Below are 17,025 nucleotides of genomic sequence, written 5' to 3' on the forward strand. Positions count from 1 at the left end.
CGCGGCCGGAGCCGCGCTGAAGATACGTGACCAATAAGACTTGCTGTGCTTTACCTTACTTTGCCTTCCTTCCAGGCTTGCAAGAGCTTATCGTAAGGAATGGTCTCACCTTTCGGTTTTTCGTTGGCCAGCTTCTTCCACGGCGCGCCAGTGTCGGACAGGTATTTGCTGGCGTCAGTTTTAGGATTCAGCTTGGGCGCGCAATTTTTCATGCCCGCACGCTCCAGCCGGCCCATGATCTGGTCCATTTCTTCCGCCAGGTTATCCATGGCAGCCTGTGGCGTTTTTTCACCTGTTACCGCGATGGCAACATTTTTCCACCACAACTGCGCCATCTTCGGATAATCCGGTACGTTGGTGCCGGTCGGGGTCCACGCAACGCGGGCTGGGCTGCGGTAGAACTCGATCAGGCCGCCGTATTCATCCGCGTGCTTGGTGAAGTAATCGCTGCGGATGTCCGAATCGCGGATGAAGGTCAGGCCGACGATGGATTTTTTCAGCGACACCGTTTTCGACGTCACGAACTGGCCGTACAGCCAGGCGGCCGACATGCGGTCCACCGGCGTGCTTTTCAGGAAAGTCCAGGAGCCGACGTCCTGGTAACCATTTTGCATGCCGTCTTTCCAGTAAGGGCCGTGCGGCGAAGGCGCCATGCGCCATTTCGGCTTGCCGTCGGCGTTGACGGCCGGCAGGCCGACCTTGGTGGCGCCGGCGGTAAATGCGCTGTACCAGAAGATCTGCTGCGCAATCTGCCCTTGCCCGGGAACCGGTCCGGCTTCGCCAAAGGTCATGCCGGTGGCTGTGGGCGGTGCATATTTTTTCAGCCATTCTATGTATTTGGTCAACGCATAGACTGCGGCCGGGGAATTGGTTGCACCGCCACGCGACATGGAAGCGCCTACCGGCGTGCATTTGTCCGCGGCAACACGGATGCCCCATTCATCGACAGGCAGGCCGTTGGGAATTCCCTTGTCGGCAGCGCCGGCCATCGACAGCCATGCATCGGTAAAGCGCCAGCCCAGCGAAGGGTCCTTTTTGCCATAGTCCATGTGGCCGTATATTTTCTTGCCGTCCAGTTCTTTCACGTCATTGGTGAAGAATTCGGCGATGTCCTCATAGGCGGACCAGTTTTGCGGCACGCCCAGGTCATAGCCGTATTTGGCCTTGAACTTGGCCTGGATATCCTTGCGGGCGAACCAGTCGGCACGGAACCAGTATAGGTTGGCGAACTGCTGGTCGGGCAACTGGTACAGCTTGCCGTCCGGCGCGGTCGTGAAACTGGTGCCGATGAAATCCTTCAGGTCCAGGCCGGGATTCGTATAATCCTTGCCGACGCCATTCATGTAGTCGGTCAGCACCACGGTCTGGCCGTAGCGGTAGTGCGTGCCGATCAGGTCGGAATCATTGACCCAGCCGTCATAAATGGATTTGCCGGATTGCAGCGAAGTCTGCATCTTCTCGACCAGGTCGCCCTCCTGTATCACCTCGTGGTTGACCTTGATGCCGGTAATTTCGGTGAAAGCCTTGGCCAGCGTCTTGGATTCGTAGACGTGCGTATCCAGCGTCTCGGACACCACATTGATTTCCTTGATGCCCTTTTTCTTCAGCTTGTCGGCTGCGTCGATAAACCATTGCATTTCTGCGAGCTGCTGCTTCTTGTCCAGTGTCGACGGCTGAAATTCGCTGTTCACCCATTTTTCCGCTGCTTTCGTGTCAGCCCAGGACGCGCCCGAGGCGAGCATTGCCGCCGCGGCAGCAAGCGCTGTCAGTTGTAGTCTCATCATGTCTCCTAATTGCACTATTATTGCCTTCCGAATGCGTGACACGCGGCGGAGGAAGGATGCTCACCGCGTGCTGATGCCATGGTCTGCTGTCAGCCCCACCGCATCACGATCAACAACAACACAAAAGCAACTCCAGCAGCAAAGCCCTGATGGATATCCGTCAGTCCCGCCCACGCGAGATTGAAATAAGCCGCCCCCAGCAGGCCGATGAACAGGCGGTCGCCGCGGGTCGTCGGAATCGGCAGCAAACCCTTGCGCTCCACCGACGGCGACCTGATCTGCCATACCGTCATGCCTGCCAGCATCAGCACGATACAGATGAAGAAGATGGCGACAGGCAGCGTCCATGTCATCCACGCAAACGCATTTTGCACACTTTCCATGGCTATACCCTTCCCATCGCAAACCCCTTGGCAATGTAGTGCCGCACAAACCAGATCACCAGCGCGCCCGGCACAATGGTCAGCACGCCGGCGGCCGCCAGTACCCCCCAGTCCATGCCGGCTGCGGACACGGTGCGCGTCATGATGGCGGTAATCGGCTTGGCATCCACCGATGTCAGCGTGCGCGCGAGCAGCAGCTCCACCCAGCTGAACATGAAGCAGAAGAAGGCCGTCACACCAATACCGGACTTGATCAGCGGCAGGAATATCTTGATGAAGAAACGCGGAAAGCTGTAGCCGTCGATATACGCTGTTTCATCGATTTCCCGGGGCACGCCGGACATGAAACCCTCCAGTATCCACACCGCCAGCGGCACATTGAACACCATATGCGCCAGCGCCACGGCGATATGCGTATCCATCAGCCCCACCGATGAATACAGCTGGAAGAACGGCAGCAGGAACACCGCCGGCGGCGTCATGCGGTTGGTGAGCAGCCAGAAGAACAGGTGCTTGTCGCCGAGGAAGGAATAGCGCGAGAACGCATAGGCGGCCGGCAGCGCCACCGTGACCGACATCGCCATGTTCATGACCACATAAATGCTGGAGTTGATGTAGCCGCTATACCAGGAAGAGTCGGTAAAGATTACCTTGAAGTTGGCGAAGGTCAGGTGCGTCGGCCACAGGCTCAGCGCACCGACGATTTCTTCGTTGGTCTTCAGCGACATGTTCAGCATCCAGTAGATGGGCAGCAACGACAGCAGCAGGTATGCGGCCAGCCCAAGGCCGGAAAGGGTTTTACGCCGGGAAGAGGATGGCATCATTTCTGGTCTCCTGTGCCTACCCTTTGCATCCACGTGTACAGCACGAAGCAGAACAGCAGGATGATGAGGAAGTAAATCAGCGAAAAAGCCGCCGCCGGGCCGAGGTCGAACTGGCCCACCGCCTTTTGCGTCAGGTATTGCGACAGGAAGGTCGTGGCATTGCCGGGGCCGCCGCCGGTCAGCACGAAGGGTTCGGTATAGATCATGAAGCTGTCCATGAAGCGCAGCAGCACCGCGATCATCAGTACATTGCGCATCTTGGGCAGCTGGATGAAACGGAACACCGCAAAGCGCGATGCGCCGTCTATCCTGGCGGCCTGATAATACGCATCCGGAATGGAGCGCAAACCCGCATAGCACAGCAGCACCACCAGCGGCGTCCAGTGCCAGATATCCATCACCAGCACGGTCACCCAGGCGTCAATGGAACTGCCGGTGTAGTTATAGCTGATGCCGATGCTGTTTACCGCATAGCCGAGCAGGCCGATGTCGCTGCGGCCGAAGATCTGCCAGATCGTGCCGACCACGTTCCATGGAATCAGCAGCGGCAGCGCCAGCAGCACCAGCGACAACGAGGCTTTCCAGCCGCCGGCCGGCATTGCCAGCGCAACCAGTATCCCCAGCGGCAACTCTATCGCCAGTACCGACAGCGAAAATATCATCTGTCGCCACAGCGCTTCGTGCAGGTCACCGTCGCGCATGACGCTCTTGAACCACTCCATGCCGACGAATACCTTCTGCGTCGGGCTGATGATGTCCTGCACCGAATAATTGACTATCGTCATCAGCGGCATGATGGCGGAAAACGCGACGCAGATGATGACCGGCAGGATCAGGAACCACGCGCGGTTGTTATAGGTTTTCATCAGGCCACCCGCTTATCGTTGACGTAAAACAGCGTTCTTTGCTGAGGGAAGCGCAGGTATGCGGCACCGCCGGGTGCTAGATCACCGGCAGTGGCCAGCTTGGCGGCCACGGCATATTGTCCCAGCCGGAAGTCGGCCAGGAAATGCGTCCCCATGTTCTTCACCGAAGTGACTGTGGCACGCAACGCGTCTGCCTGCTGCGCATCGCAGGTTTCAACGAATTCGGGCCGTATGCCCAGCGTGATGTTGGCGCCGTCCGCGGCTATCTGCCCAGCCGCTGCGGCAGGAATGGAAAAGGGAAGGTCTCCCAGCATCAGTCGGCCGTCTTTCAGCGTGCACGGCAGCAGGTTCATGCCGGGATTGCCGATGAAATAACCGACAAAAGTATGCTCCGGCGCTTCAAACAGCGCCTGCGCGCTGCCGGTCTGCACCACTTCGCCCTGCGTCATCACGACGACCTGGTCGGCAAACGTGAGCGCCTCCACCTGGTCATGCGTCACATAGATCAGCGACAGTTTCAGTTCATGATGGATTTCTTTCAGCTTGCGCCGCAACAGCCATTTCAGGTGCGGATCGATCACGGTCAGCGGTTCATCAAACAGCACGGCCGCTACATCCGGCCGCACCAGGCCGCGGCCCAGAGAAATCTTCTGCTTGGCATCCACCGCCAGGCCGCTGGCCCTGTGTTTCAGATCGGCGGACAGCTCCAGCATCTCGGCCACCTGCTGTACGCGCTTGCGGGTTTCCGCCTCTTTCCAGCCGCGGTTACGCAAGGGGAAAGCCAGGTTGTCGTAGACCGTCATCGTGTCGTAGATGACGGGGAACTGGAATACCTGGGCGATATTGCGCGCCTCGGTAGGCAGGTCGGTCACATCCTTGCCGTCAAACAGCACGCGGCCGTGCGAAGGCCGAACCAGGCCGGAAATGATATTCAGCAGCGTAGTCTTGCCGCAGCCGGAGGGACCCAGCAAGGCATAAGCACCGCCGTCGTCCCAGGTTTTGCTCATCGGCCGCAATGCATAGTCCGACGGCTGCGTGGGGTTCGGCTTGTAGGCATGCGCCAGATCGGCTAATTCTATTCTTGCCATGCCTATGCCCCCGCCCGCAGATTGTGTACCGGAGCAAACAGCAGCGCCCCATCCCGGCTGAAGATGAACAGGTCGTCAGGGCGGCAATACATGTGGCATACGCTGCCCAGCGGCAGGTCATGCACGCCGCCCAGCTGCGCCACGAGAGCGATGTGTGTGCCGCGATGGCTGTGGATATAGGTTTCGGACCCGCTGATTTCCGCCAGGTCTACAATGGCTTCTATCGCCACATCGTCCGTCGACGACGGTGACAGCCGCAGGCTGTGCGCGCGAAGCCCCAGCACGACGTCGCCATGCGGAGCAGCACGCCGGCGTTGCTCAGGGTTGAGCGGGATAGCAACGCCCTCGCCCAGTTGCGCCTGTCCCTGGGCGTCGATGGCAGCGTGGACCAGGTTGATGGGCGGGTCGCTGAAAGTACGCGCCGCCTGTATGGAATTGGGCGCATTGAATACGTCCAGCGTCGCGCCCTGCTGCAGCATCCTGCCCTCATGCAGCACGACAGTGTGGCCGCCCAGCTGCAAGGCTTCCAGCGGTTCGGTGGTTGCATATACGACGGTTGTCTTGCCTTCTGAAAACAGTTCTGTCAATTCCTTGCGCAGCTCTTCGCGCAGCTTGTAGTCCAGGTTCACCAGCGGCTCGTCCAGCAGCAGCAGGTCGGCATCCTTGATCAGCGCGCGCGCCAGTGCGGTGCGCTGCTGCTGGCCGCCGGACAATTCCGCCGGTAGGCGGTCCAGATAGGGTGTGATGTGCAGACGTTCCGCCATGTCGGCCACGCGCGCGCGTACTTGCTGCTCTGGCAGCTTGCGCAGGCGTAGCGGCGAAGCGATATTGTCGAAAACGGTAAATGCAGGATAGTTGATGAACTGCTGGTATACCATCGCCAGGTCCCGGTGGCGCACGGAGACGCCGGTGACATCCCTGCCATCCACCAGCACCTTGCCCGCGCTAGGCTTGTCCAGGCCGGCCATCAGGCGCATCAGCGTGGTCTTGCCGGCCTGCGTCGTGCCCAGTAACACATTGATGGTGCCCGGCATCAGCTGCAGCGACAGCGGATACATGTGATCTTCAGCGCCAAGCTTCTTGCTGACCTTGTCCAATGCAAGTTGCACTCTGTCTTCCTCCGTTTTTTTTCGGGTCTCTACGGACGCCGATTACCTGCTCTTTATTCTTTACCTACTTGCCCTGCCCTGCATGCTGCTTTCCTGCTACGCTCGCGCCAGCAAGGTGTTTTCCTGTTGCCCGGCCAACCAGGCATCCAGTTTTTCCGCCGTATTCGGCGGCAAGTGCAGGCCCAGCTTGGAACGCCGCCACAGGATGTCGGCGGCGCACGTTGCCCACTCGCGATGGATCAGGTAATTCACTTCCACGGCAAACAGGCCTGGAGCGAGTTCTTCGCCCATGTCGGCCAAAACCCGCCTGCCGTCCAGCATGGCCCTGGCTCTGGTGCCGTAGGCCCTCGCATACCGTGCCATCAGTGCAGGGGGCAGCCAGGCATACTTTTGTTGTAAATTTTGCACAAATTTGTCAAACTCCCGCACCGACCGGTTTTGCGGCCGCGGGCCATGGATATCGCCGCCCGGCAGGCAGGCTTTGGCCGTCCACGTACCATGCCGGTTGGACAGGGCCGGGGCAATCAGGTCCACCGCCTCCTCCGCCAGTTTGCGAAAGGTGGTGATCTTGCCGCCGAAGACGGTCAACAGCGGCGCATCCTGTGCGTCCAGCTCGAAACGGTAGTCGCGCGTGACGGCCGCGGCATCCGCCGCCTCATCCTCCACCAGCGGGCGCACGCCGGAATACGACCATACGACCTCGGAAGGAGTAATCTCTTTTTCAAAGTACTGGCTGCTCAGTTGGCACAGGTAGGCAATTTCATCGCTGTCTATCGCAACCCGGTCGATATCGCCGTGGTAGTCGATATCGGTGGTGCCTATCAGCGTGAAATCTTCTTCATACGGAATCGCGAAGACGATGCGGCCATCGGGATGCTGAAAAATGTACGCGTACGGATGATCGAACAGACGCTTGACAATGATGTGGCTGCCCTTGATCAGCCGCAGCGTCTTGCCGCTCGTCTGCGGCGTTGCTGTCTGCAGGAAATGCGCAGCCCAGGGACCGGTAGCGTTGACCATGCAGCGCGCGCTGACTTGCAGTTGTTCGCCGCCGGCAGTGCGCAACGCCGCTTGCCAGCGACCGTCCTTCCGTATGGCTTTTTCGCATAGCGTGCGGGTCAGGATGACAGCACCTTTTTCAGCAGCGTCTACTGCATTCAGCACAACCAGCCTGGCGTCATTGACCCAGCCGTCGGAATATTCAAAGCCACGCGCAAATTCGGGTTTCAGCGGTTTGCCCGCGGCATGCGTTTTCAGGTTGATGCCGCGAGACCCCGGCAGCAGATCGCGATGTGCGAGATGGTCATACATGAACAGGCCGGCCCGTATCATCCAGGCCGGACGCTGGCCCTTCGCATGTGGCATGACAAAGCGTAGCGGCCACATGATGTGCGGCGCAGAACGCAGCAGCACCTCGCGCTCTATCAGCGCCTTGCGCACCAGATTGAATTCGTAATACTCCAGGTAGCGCAGGCCGCCATGGATCAGCTTGGTCGATGCCGACGACGTGTGCGAGGCAAGATCGTCCTTTTCACACAGCACAACGGACAAGCCCCTGCCCGCCGCGTCGCGAGCAATGCCGGCGCCATTGATGCCGCCGCCGATCACCAGTACGTCACAAGTCATATTGCGCTGTGCCATCTTCGTCTCTTAGCATTTTTTCGCGCGGGCCTTTGCTTATCGCGCGACTGTGGTTAAGATTGCATTTCTATAAGATACGACAAAATACGAAGCATAAGCAACAATTTTATGTAATTATTTGTTCGTTTATTTTCGTTTCATCAAAGAACTGAGATTTTCCAGAAAAATATGATCCTCAATCCCCGCCAACGATCACTGCTGGATACAGTCCGGCAACATCTGACCATTTCGGTAGAAGAACTCGCGCTACAACTGGAAGTGACGCCGCAAACCGTGCGGCGCGACGTCAAGCTGATGGAAGAGGCCAGATTGCTGGCGCGCTATCACGGTGGCGTCGGCCTGCCTTCGTCGGTGGAAAATATCGACTACAGCCAGCGCCAGGTGCTCAACAGCGATGCCAAGCGCCGCATTGCCGCCGCAGTTGCGGGGCAGGTGCCGGCCGGTTGCTCACTGCTGATCAACATCGGCACGACCACCGAGGAAGTGGCGCGCGCGCTGACACACCACCAGGGCCTGCACGTGGTGACCAATAACCTGAACGTTGCGGCCATCCTGGCCGACAACCCGAAATGCGAAGTCATCGTCGCCGGCGGCGTATTGCGCGGGCGCGACCGCGGCATCGTGGGCGAGGCGACGATTGATTTCATCCGCCAGTTCAAGGTGGACATCGGCATCATCGGCATCTCCAGCATTGACGAAGACGGCAGCCTGCGCGATTTCGACGCGCGTGAAGTCAAGGTGGCGCAGACCATTATTGAACAGTCGCGCGAAGTATGGCTGGTGGCGGACCAGGACAAATTCGGCCGCAAGGCGCTGGTCAGGATGGCCCACCTGTCGCAGGTGGATTGCCTGTTTACCGACGCCAGGCCGCCGGCGGCGTTTGCCCAGGTGCTGCAACAGGCAAAAGTGAAGGTCGTAGTGGCAGGCTGATGGTCCCGGCCCTGCTGTCTAGTGCGTCTGTCCGCCCTGGCGCTTGATGTCGCGGGTAACCTCAACGGTAGTCTGTAGCACCAGCGTCAGGCCGACCACGATGGTCTCCAGCGACATGCTGGCCGCACCGGGCTGGCGGGCCGCCTGCTCCGGCAGATACGGTATGTGCACGAAGCCGCCGCGCACCTGCGGAAATTGCGTCGCAACCAGGTGCGACAGCCCGTAGAAAATATGGTTGCAGACATAGGTGCCGGCCGTCTGCGAGACCGATGCAGGAATGCCGGCAGCGCCCAGCGCAGCAGTAATTGCCTTGATCGGCAAACCCGAAAAATAGGCAGCCGGGCCGCCTGCGATGACCGGTTCGTCGATGGGCTGGAAGCCGGCATTGTCCGGTATGCGCGCATCGTCGACATTGATGGCCACCCGCTCCAGGTCTATGCTCGTCCTGCCGCCGGCCTGCCCTACGCACAGCACGATGGCGGGCTGCAGCTGTGCCAGCTGTTTTTCCAGCAGGCGGATGCTGGCGCCGAACTCGCAGGGCAATTCCATCGCCGTGACCCGGTGTTCACCTAGCTGCAAGCCGTGCAGCCTGCGCGCCGCTTCCAGCGCCGGATTGACGGTCTCGCCGCCGAAGGGTTCAAATCCCGTTACCAATATGTTCATCGACATGCCTGCTCCACCACGAATGCAGCTCCTGCTACGCTGCGAATGGCAGAAATGATACCTGCAAAACACCAGTTCCGTCCGGCGCTTGCAGGTATCAGCTCATTTCATGGCATAAGGAAAGGCGGAGTGCGGCAGCCTCAGGCTTTTTCAACGCAGTTGCGGCCATTGCGCTTGGCACGGTACAAGGCGCTGTCAGCCCTGGTCATCATGCCCTTGAGGTCATCGCCGGTCTGTATGTGCGTCACACCAAAACTCATCGTCACACTCAGGCCAGCGGCGATCACGCTCCAATCGTAGTTTTCTATGGCCTTGCGGATGCGGTTGCAAGCCTCTACCGAGCGGCTTTCCTTGGTGCGGTCCAGCACCAGTGCAAATTCCTCGCCACCGATACGGGCCGCCATATCGCCGGAGCGCAGGCATGAGCGTATCAGTGCGCCGACATGCCGCAGCACATCGTCGCCGACAAGGTGGGAATAGGTGTCGTTGACCTGTTTGAAGAAATCGATATCGGCCATTGCAAATGTAATGTTCGCGGTGCGCCCGGTCAGCCTTTGCGCCATCTGGTCTTCCAGCGCGCGGCGGTTGGGCAGGCCGGTCAGAATATCTTCATGCACCTGCACGCGCAGCGTGCGGTTGAAATCCTCCAGCTGGTTGACCCTGGATTTATGCGCCTCGGCTTCCTGCTGCACGCGCTCCAGGTCCATCTTCGCGGCAAATATCTGCGCGCTGATCTGGGCCCGCTGGTCGCGTGATTTCAGCGTGACGGTGTGGAACTCCTTGTAGACGTTCAATGCGGCGCTGAAATCCTGCAAGCTCTCCTGCGCTGAGGACATCATCCTCAGCAAATCAGCCAGATGCGGATAATTGCCGAGATGCAGAGCGACAGCCCGCGCATCGCGCAGACAGTCCACCGCTTCCGCGATCCTGCTCATGCGTATCAGCAGCGCGCCTATCCTGACCTTGATGTCCAGCTCTTCCTTGGTGAACCCGAGGCCGGACAATTCGCTCAGCGACAATTCCAGCTGCTGCAGGGCTTCGCCGTATTGTCCGCGCTCCTCCAGTGCATGGGCCAGTGTTTCATTGGCCATCAGTTGGATGCGCACCATGCCCGACTCATGCGCATACAACAAGGACTGGCGCGCAAAATTGATCGCGTTGTCGAGCATGGCGGGATCCGGCACCTTGCCGGCTTCGCACAAGCCTTCGTAGTGGCTGACGATGCTGTCCGCCAGATTGTTCAGCGCCCTGGCCTGGCCGCCCTTGTCCGCATTACCCTGGCACAACAGGGAAGCATCGCGGAAGATATCGATGCCGCGCTCATATTGTTGCGTAAATACAAAAACCACGCCCAGCGTGATCAAAATATGCGGATATTTGTTCTGGTCGCCCAATTGGCGCACCAGCGCTATTGCCTTTTCGCAATATTCCAGCGCGCTGTTGGTGTCCCCGAATGCGATAAAGGTACGTGCCAGGCCATGCAGCACATCCGTCTTGATATCCTGGCTTTTGCTCTGCTCGGCATATTCCAGCGCAGCTTCAAAATCCCGTATGCCCATGGGGTCATGAAAAATGATCCTGCAATTGCCCAGCTTGCAATACAGCTGGGCCAGCAGGCGCGCGTCGCCTTCCGGCTCGGTCAGGCGCAATGCCTGCTCCAGCATCTGTATGGTTTTATCCGGCCTGCTGTCTATCGTTGCCTCGATGCCGGCAAGCAACGCCGGCAAGCCGGTTTCCTGCTGAAGGTTCTCTACCAATTGAGTTGACAAATTCGGGGCTCCGATCTGTTTCATAAGGTCTTCACTCATTTGCGCCCTCACTGCTTTTTGCCGCAGGCGCCAAGCGAAATTCAGGCACTTGGGGCTTTGAAATTCGTTTATGCGCAATCATGACAGGAAATGACGTTTTTCAACTGAAAGCATACTCTTATTACGCACTTTCCCGCATAAATTGATCTGTTTTTGTTGGTTGTTGATACAGGGAAACCGCATTCGTACGGCCATTTCCGCGCACTAAATATGTGCATCCAGTGAATCCGGCGCAAATGTATGAAAAAGAACACATAAAAAAGCCATGCCTTGCATGATCGATCTCATTAATTTATTGAAATCTTGCAAGCCCGCCCTTCCGTCAGCATAATGATTTTTAGGCTCGAATAGCAAGCCTCCTATAGACAGGAACCCATGCTGCCGCTGAAAAACATTGTCCCCCTATTTCTGGCCGCAGCGCTTGCCTGTGACCCATCAGACGGCCGGGCCGAAGAGACGTTGACAGTTGCCTGGCGCAACAAACCACCGCACCAATACATAGAAAATAACGTAGAAAAAGGTATCTTGCTGGACAGGGCAAAAGAAGCATTCAGCGAGGCGCACCTGCCGGCACGTTTTGTCGAAGAGCCGGCTAAACGCATCTGGAATAATTTCGCCATCGGCAGCAAAAATTACTGTTCCATCGGCTGGTATCGCATTCCCGAGCGGGAATCCCTGGTGCAGTACAGCGCCGTATTCCATTCCGACCCGCCGCACACCCTGCTGGTAAGCCCCGCCGCCATCGCACCTGTGACGGCGCACAAGACGCTGGCATCGCTGCTGACGGATGAAAGCCTGACCATGGGAGTGGTAGACGGCGTTTCTTATGGGCCGGAACTGGATGCACTGATCAAGCGTAGCAAGAACAGGATAGAGCGCAGCACCACGTCACCCATGGTCATGGCTCAAATGATAAGCGCCAACCGGGCGTCCTTCATGTTCATCGACAGGGAGGATTGGGAGTTTTTGCATGACAAGGAAAGAAGCATGCAGGGCACAACGCAAATCGACCTGAAAGGTATGCCGCAGGGGCTGGACCGCTACATCGTTTGCAGCAAGGATGTGCCGGCGGCGGCAATGAAGAAAATCAACCAGGCGCTTGCCCGGCTGGTACCCCAAAAGAAAATCTGAGCAGCTTCCTGCGTAGCGTCAATGCTGCAGGCGCTCTTCATCGTAGGTGCGCAACCAGGTCAGCTGCAGCACGCGGGCATCGCTGCTGGCCCGGTGCCGGGCGACGCGCAATTCATTCAGTACCTGGGATTTGGTCGCATGCCAGCTGGATTCCTGGCTGGGCGTGATGACCTGGCGCAGGTCTTCCAGTCTGAACTTCGGCACACTCTGTGCGGCTTCGAACAGGCGGGCCATCCATACATAATCCTGGGCCCAGCCATCGGTATACACAGTATTGCCGCTAAGGAAAAAGTTGAGCTGTTCGGCGACGAACGCTGCGGAGCGCCCACGCTCGACCAGTATCTCGCGCGGGATATGGTGAGTCATGGCCGCCTCACGGTCCCAATGCTGCCAGTCCTGCTCGGGCCGGATTAACGTGCACCAACCCTCGCCGTGGCGGCCGGAAAATCCGACTTCGATAGGGTAGCTGCCGGCGCCAAACCCGGAAGCCTCGAAATCGATAATGATGGGAACGGTCATCATCGCGCTCACTCCATGACAGGACAGCGGTCACAGGGCAGGTATGCCCCTTCTAAGCTGGCCGGCAGGAAATGGAACAAGTCTGCGCACACGTTTGGCTTCATCGGATACTCGCAATGTTGAAATTCATGGCAAGACCAGCATGCAATCATTGTGCCTGAAATTCAATCTAATGCAAATTGTTTAAGTTATTCCTGCAACAAAGCCACATTGCCTGCGCTGCTCCGGAGCTACTGCAGCTTGCCCAGCCGCTGCTTGGCATCCTCAGCCTGGCCGAACTGCGGATTGATTTCCAGCGCGCGCTTATAGGCGGCGGCAGCCTGCGGTTTTTGCCCCAGTTCCTCCCTGACAATGGCCAGATGATAGAAAAACTCTGCCCGTGGATTACCGGTCACGGTAATCGATTCCAGCAAGGCCAGCGCCGCCTTGTTGTCACCCCTGGCACGCTTGACCCATGCATAAGTATCTTTGAGCGACGGCTCATTGGGGACCAGTTCCACTGCCTTGGCGCCCCAGCGCTCCGCATCGTCCAGGCGTTCCTTGCGGTCTGCCGCCATCCAGGCCAGGTTGTTATAGGCAACGACCAGCTTGGAATTGAGACGCAAGGCTTTTTCGTATGCCGCATAGGCGTCATTCCACTGTTTTAGCTGCTGGTAGAATATCCCCATCCTGAGTGGAATGTCTTCCATTGTCGGCGCCAGGTCGGCAGCCTGCTGCAGCAACGCAACAGCCTCCTTCGGTTTGCTTCTGTTTCCCTGCAGCTGCGCCAGCGCCATCAACGGCAGCGGGCTGGAGGGCGCCAGGCTGCGCGCCTTGTTCAGGGATGTTTCTGCAGCAGCGAAATCATGGAGCGCCACGTCAGACATGCCCAGGCCGAGATGCGCAGACGCCTGCCCGGGACTGAGCTGGATGACCTTGCCGAAATATTCCGCCGCCTTATCGGGCCTTTTCATCACATTCAGGTACAGATCGGCCAGTGCCATCAGCGGCGCCACTGATTTCGGCGCGAGTTCAGCTGCCTTTAAAAATTCAGCTTCGGTATCGCCCAAGCGTCCTCTGGAATAAAAGGCCGATCCCATCACCAGGTGGGTCTGCGCATTCTTGGGATCGACATCGATTGCTTTGCGCAGCAGGCGCTCTACCTCGGCGTCATTTTTTCTGGCGCGCGCAATTTCAGCCAGGCCGATCAGCGGCGCAGGTGATTTAGGCTGCTTCAGTGCCGCCTGCTTGAACAGTTTTTCCGCCTGGTCCAGCTGCATGCTTTTAAGGGCAATCACGGCCTGGTCGAATTCCGCAGAGTTTTTTGAAGCAGCCGTGGAATCCGGCTTCACAGGTGTCAACACGGATGCAGCCGAGCCGGTATCAATGCTTGCCTGTGCAACGCCGCCAGCGGCCAGACCGGCGCTGGCAGCCGCCGTCAGTGCGATCAGTTTAAGATTGCGTATGTTGAAGGTCATGTAGGGGCTTTCAGGATAAATTCAGGATTAGGCTGGCATCGGTATCGCCAATATACGCCAATAGCTGTAATACAGACAATCCGTAAGGCAGCGCCACTATGGCATGATAGCGGCAGCGGCCCCTGGCAATGTGCGAGAAGACCTGCAAGGCTGGCAAACCGCCCGTATTTACTCAAGCAGGCGATGGTCACCTCGGCGGGCAGGCAGCAACGTGCTCGCCAAGTCCAGGCCTGGCTGCGCCAAAAATGCCCTTCCGGCCAATAAACCCTAACAACGCAAGAGACTGGACAAGGTTTTACCATGCACAATCCTGCCAACAGCTACATCACCTCGCTTGCCGCGCTGGACGCCGTTTATGGCGGCAGCAGTGCGGTAGGAGCGGCATCGTTGCGCAAGGAAGTGGACTACCTGCACCCGCACTATCAGACGCTGGTCAGGGCATCCACCTTTGCGGTGCTTGCCACCAATGGCCCGGACGGACTGGATGCATCGCCCAGGGGCGACCCGGCAGGCTTTATCCACATCGAAGATGAAAAAACCCTGCTGCTCGCCGACAGGAGAGGCAACAACCGTATCGACAGCCTGCGCAATATTGTCGGCGATCCGCGTGTTGCGCTGCTGTTGCTGATTCCCGGCCTGGGGGAAACACTGAGGATCAACGGCCGCGCACAGATCAGCGTGGCCCCGGATGTACTGCAAGCTTTTGCAGTGGACGGCAAGAGGCCGCGCTCAGTGCTGGTCATCCATGTTGAAAGCGTTTTTTTCCAATGCTCGCGCGCGGTGTTGAGAGCCGGCTTGTGGGAACCCGCCAATCATCCAGACAAGAGCAGCCTGCCGAACGCGGGCGACATTCTGGCGGCATTGACACAGGCAGAGATAGACGGGAAGAAATATGATGAGGAACTGCCTCAGCGGCTTAAGACTACGCTGTATTGAATGCCATGCTGCGCCGGCATCTCCTGCATGGCAGCAGAAATGCAGGGTAATAAGGCAGACGACATGCAAAATAGCGTAGAGCAAGAAAATCAGGATACAATGTTTGCCATATTAGCAATTTAAACCCGCAGGCAGGTGCAGGATATGACCGCCGCATGGCAATAAGATTGCGCAGAAAGAAATTGTCCAATGGCAAGCAGACAGTTTGCTATGATAGAAATATTCCGTTGACGATTGCCAGCCATACTTAAAAACGTGCACCAGAGCCGCAACCCACGCTGATATTTGCCCATGATAATTCGCAGAGCCACGATAGAAGACGCCCGAAGTCTTAGCGCATTAGCGATCCAGGTGTGGCTGCACGCCCATGCAAAACAGGGCATCAATAACGGCATTGCCGGCTATGTGTTTTCCGAACTCGGCGAAGAAAACCTGAAGCGGCAGATCAAAGACCAGGACAAGACCATCCTCGTCGTCTACCAGGAAAAATTCCTGGTCGCCTATGCGATTCTGAACCTTCGCTCCACCTGCCTGGACGCGCCGATGATACAGACCGAGCTGACCACCTTCTACGTGCAGGAACATTGCACCCACAGACGCATAGGCACGCACCTGTTTGCCGAATGCCTGAAGCGCTCCATCAACGACAACGGCAAGCTGGCGTTATGGCTGACGATCAGCACGCAGAACAACCCGGCGGTGGATTTCTGCCGCAAGCAGGGCATGATACTGCTAGGCTTCAGCAACTTTGAGCTGGGCACGGAACGTCACGAAAACTACCTGCTGGCCGGCGGCGACCTGTAAATTCAGCACTGCAATTCAATATTTCCTGGAATTCCCATGTTCGGCACCCACGACCTCGTCCTGTTCATCGTTTCCGGCCTGCTGCTCAATATGATGCCTGGCCCCGACTCGCTGCTGATCATGACCCGCAGCGCCACGCAAGGCTGGCGCGCCGGCAGCAGCGCTGCGCTTGGCATAGGAACCGGAACGCTGGTGCATATCGTGGCCGCGGCGCTCGGCCTGTCGGCCATACTGGCAACCTCCGCCACGGCTTTCATGCTGGTCAAACTAGCGGGCGCTGCCTACCTGCTGTATGTCGGCGTGCAACTGCTGCTCAGTAAAACCAAAGCGGCGCAGGTAAATAACGAAGAAAAACCGCTGGCAAGGCTGGGCCACGGCCAGATTTTTCTGCAAGGCTTCATGACCAATGTATTGAATCCCAAGGTCGCCCTGTTCTTCCTGGCCTTTGTTCCCCAGTTCATCGACCACGACGCTGCCAGCAAACCCCTGGCCTTCATCGCGCTGGGTCTGGTCTTCAACATCAACGGCATGCTGTGGTGCCACTTCCTCGCCATCTCCACTGCCGCCGCCAGCCACAAGATCAGGATCAGCACCGGCTTCGTCAAATGGCTGAACCGCCTGATGGGCGGCATCTTCGTGTCGTTTGGACTAAAGCTGGCGCTGAGCAAGCAATAGCAATGCAAACATGCGCCTGTACTGCGGCGAACTTACAACGGACCGAGGAAATTTGCTTGAGGTCCGTCACGAGCAGACCAGAGCGGGCACCAGCGGGGTGCATAGCAACACAGGAAGCGGAACGTACTAAAGTACATGAGCATTCCGAGTAGCGCATGAGCCCCGATCATGTCCGCGCAGTAGGATATTCCTGTGCTGCGACGAACTTACAACGAAGTGAGGAAATTTGTTTGAGATCCGTCGCGAGCGGGCGTCAGCGGGGTACATAGCAACGCAGGAAGCGGAACGTACTAAAGTACGTGAGCATTCCGAGTAGCGCATGCGCCCCGATCACGCCCGCGCAGTAGGATATTCCTGTGCTGCGGCGAACTTACAACGAAGTGAGGAAATTTGTTTGAGATCCGTCG

At 58.0% G+C, this 17,025-nt stretch carries 16 protein-coding genes; 5 read left to right on the forward strand and 11 right to left on the reverse strand.

Annotation, left to right across the window (positions count from 1 at the left end; all coding sequences use genetic code 11):
* Positions 1-50 precede the first annotated feature (50 nt).
* The 7 genes from ACO0LO_RS26025 to glpD form a co-directional block, all read right to left on the reverse strand.
* Positions 51-1,781, reverse strand: a complete 1,731-nt coding sequence (locus ACO0LO_RS26025; RefSeq protein ID WP_422969013.1) for an ABC transporter substrate-binding protein — start codon at positions 1,779-1,781, stop codon at positions 51-53.
* A gap of 92 nt (positions 1,782-1,873) precedes the next feature.
* Complete coding sequence (locus ACO0LO_RS26030) at positions 1,874-2,167, reverse strand: DUF2160 domain-containing protein (RefSeq protein WP_422968921.1); 294 nt, start codon at positions 2,165-2,167, stop codon at positions 1,874-1,876.
* 2 nt (positions 2,168-2,169) lie between these two features.
* Positions 2,170-2,904, reverse strand: coding sequence for a carbohydrate ABC transporter permease (locus tag ACO0LO_RS26035; protein ID WP_422969015.1), 735 nt, complete (start codon positions 2,902-2,904; stop codon positions 2,170-2,172).
* 83 nt (positions 2,905-2,987) lie between these two features.
* Positions 2,988-3,857, reverse strand: coding sequence for a carbohydrate ABC transporter permease (locus ACO0LO_RS26040; RefSeq protein WP_422968923.1), 870 nt, complete (start codon positions 3,855-3,857; stop codon positions 2,988-2,990).
* Positions 3,857-4,945, reverse strand: coding sequence for an ABC transporter ATP-binding protein (locus ACO0LO_RS26045; protein WP_422968925.1), 1,089 nt, complete (start codon positions 4,943-4,945; stop codon positions 3,857-3,859). The genes ACO0LO_RS26040 and ACO0LO_RS26045 overlap by 1 nt, the downstream gene beginning before the upstream one ends.
* 2 nt (positions 4,946-4,947) lie before the next feature.
* Entirely contained in the window at positions 4,948-6,054 is a 1,107-nt protein-coding gene (locus ACO0LO_RS26050; protein WP_422968927.1) for an ABC transporter ATP-binding protein, read from the reverse strand.
* A 96-nt stretch (positions 6,055-6,150) separates the two neighbouring features.
* A complete protein-coding gene (glpD, locus tag ACO0LO_RS26055; protein ID WP_422968929.1) occupies positions 6,151-7,695 on the reverse strand; it encodes a glycerol-3-phosphate dehydrogenase in 1,545 nt (514 codons plus the stop codon).
* 168 nt (positions 7,696-7,863) lie between these two features.
* Between glpD and ACO0LO_RS26060 the strand changes: the two genes are divergently transcribed.
* Positions 7,864-8,625, forward strand: a complete 762-nt coding sequence (locus ACO0LO_RS26060; protein ID WP_422968931.1) for a DeoR/GlpR family DNA-binding transcription regulator — start codon at positions 7,864-7,866, stop codon at positions 8,623-8,625.
* A gap of 18 nt (positions 8,626-8,643) precedes the next feature.
* On the opposite strand, the gene pcp is transcribed toward ACO0LO_RS26060, so the two are convergent.
* Together pcp and ACO0LO_RS26070 are read right to left on the reverse strand one after the other, a co-directional pair.
* Positions 8,644-9,288 (reverse strand): pyroglutamyl-peptidase I, encoded by a 645-nt coding sequence (gene pcp / locus ACO0LO_RS26065; protein ID WP_422969017.1) that lies wholly within the window; start codon positions 9,286-9,288, stop codon positions 8,644-8,646.
* Positions 9,289-9,428: 140 nt separating this feature from the next.
* Positions 9,429-11,057: a tetratricopeptide repeat-containing diguanylate cyclase gene (locus tag ACO0LO_RS26070; protein WP_422968932.1), complete on the reverse strand. Its 1,629-nt coding sequence runs from the start codon at positions 11,055-11,057 to the stop codon at positions 9,429-9,431.
* A gap of 414 nt (positions 11,058-11,471) precedes the next feature.
* On the opposite strand from ACO0LO_RS26070, the gene ACO0LO_RS26075 reads away from it, so the two are divergent.
* Positions 11,472-12,227 (forward strand): hypothetical protein, encoded by a 756-nt coding sequence (locus tag ACO0LO_RS26075; RefSeq protein WP_422968934.1) that lies wholly within the window; start codon positions 11,472-11,474, stop codon positions 12,225-12,227.
* A gap of 18 nt (positions 12,228-12,245) precedes the next feature.
* Here the strand turns inward: ACO0LO_RS26075 and ACO0LO_RS26080 are convergent, their stop codons facing one another.
* Positions 12,246-12,749 (reverse strand): hypothetical protein, encoded by a 504-nt coding sequence (locus tag ACO0LO_RS26080; RefSeq protein WP_422968936.1) that lies wholly within the window; start codon positions 12,747-12,749, stop codon positions 12,246-12,248.
* Positions 12,750-12,976: 227 nt separating this feature from the next.
* Entirely contained in the window at positions 12,977-14,203 is a 1,227-nt protein-coding gene (locus tag ACO0LO_RS26085) for a tetratricopeptide repeat protein (RefSeq protein WP_422968938.1), read from the reverse strand.
* 300 nt (positions 14,204-14,503) lie between these two features.
* On the opposite strand from ACO0LO_RS26085, the gene ACO0LO_RS26090 reads away from it, so the two are divergent.
* The 3 genes from ACO0LO_RS26090 to ACO0LO_RS26100 all read left to right on the forward strand — a co-directional run bounded on the left by ACO0LO_RS26090 (position 14,504) and on the right by ACO0LO_RS26100 (position 16,618).
* Positions 14,504-15,139 carry a pyridoxamine 5'-phosphate oxidase family protein gene (locus tag ACO0LO_RS26090; protein ID WP_422968940.1) on the forward strand — a complete coding sequence of 212 codons (636 nt, stop codon included), beginning with the start codon at positions 14,504-14,506 and terminating at the stop codon, positions 15,137-15,139.
* Positions 15,140-15,430: 291 nt separating this feature from the next.
* Positions 15,431-15,943 carry a GNAT family N-acetyltransferase gene (locus ACO0LO_RS26095; RefSeq protein ID WP_422968942.1) on the forward strand — a complete coding sequence of 171 codons (513 nt, stop codon included), beginning with the start codon at positions 15,431-15,433 and terminating at the stop codon, positions 15,941-15,943.
* Positions 15,944-15,979: 36 nt separating this feature from the next.
* Positions 15,980-16,618, forward strand: a complete 639-nt coding sequence (locus ACO0LO_RS26100) for a LysE family translocator (RefSeq protein ID WP_422968944.1) — start codon at positions 15,980-15,982, stop codon at positions 16,616-16,618.
* The last annotated feature ends 407 nt before the right edge of the window (positions 16,619-17,025 follow it).

The sequence above is a fragment of the Undibacterium sp. TJN25 genome (genome assembly GCF_049339885.1).
Classification (GTDB): domain Bacteria; phylum Pseudomonadota; class Gammaproteobacteria; order Burkholderiales; family Burkholderiaceae_D; genus Undibacterium.

Bases quoted from the DNA above. Each gene is read 5' to 3' on its own strand.
- ACO0LO_RS26025 (WP_422969013.1), bottom strand. From the start codon at position 1,781: ATGAGACTACAACTGACAGCGCTTGCTGCCGCGGCGGCAATGCTCGCC.
- ACO0LO_RS26030 (WP_422968921.1), bottom strand. From the start codon at position 2,167: ATGGAAAGTGTGCAAAATGCGTTTGCGTGGATGACATGGACGCTGCCT.
- ACO0LO_RS26035 (WP_422969015.1), bottom strand. From the start codon at position 2,904: ATGCTGAACATGTCGCTGAAGACCAACGAAGAAATCGTCGGTGCGCTG.
- ACO0LO_RS26040 (WP_422968923.1), bottom strand. From the start codon at position 3,857: ATGAAAACCTATAACAACCGCGCGTGGTTCCTGATCCTGCCGGTCATC.
- ACO0LO_RS26045 (WP_422968925.1), bottom strand. From the start codon at position 4,945: ATGGCAAGAATAGAATTAGCCGATCTGGCGCATGCCTACAAGCCGAAC.
- glpD (WP_422968929.1), bottom strand. From the start codon at position 7,695: ATGGCACAGCGCAATATGACTTGTGACGTACTGGTGATCGGCGGCGGC.
- ACO0LO_RS26060 (WP_422968931.1), top strand. From the start codon at position 7,864: ATGATCCTCAATCCCCGCCAACGATCACTGCTGGATACAGTCCGGCAA.
- pcp (WP_422969017.1), bottom strand. From the start codon at position 9,288: ATGAACATATTGGTAACGGGATTTGAACCCTTCGGCGGCGAGACCGTC.
- ACO0LO_RS26075 (WP_422968934.1), top strand. From the start codon at position 11,472: ATGCTGCCGCTGAAAAACATTGTCCCCCTATTTCTGGCCGCAGCGCTT.
- ACO0LO_RS26080 (WP_422968936.1), bottom strand. From the start codon at position 12,749: ATGATGACCGTTCCCATCATTATCGATTTCGAGGCTTCCGGGTTTGGC.
- ACO0LO_RS26085 (WP_422968938.1), bottom strand. From the start codon at position 14,203: ATGACCTTCAACATACGCAATCTTAAACTGATCGCACTGACGGCGGCT.
- ACO0LO_RS26090 (WP_422968940.1), top strand. From the start codon at position 14,504: ATGCACAATCCTGCCAACAGCTACATCACCTCGCTTGCCGCGCTGGAC.
- ACO0LO_RS26095 (WP_422968942.1), top strand. From the start codon at position 15,431: ATGATAATTCGCAGAGCCACGATAGAAGACGCCCGAAGTCTTAGCGCA.
- ACO0LO_RS26100 (WP_422968944.1), top strand. From the start codon at position 15,980: ATGTTCGGCACCCACGACCTCGTCCTGTTCATCGTTTCCGGCCTGCTG.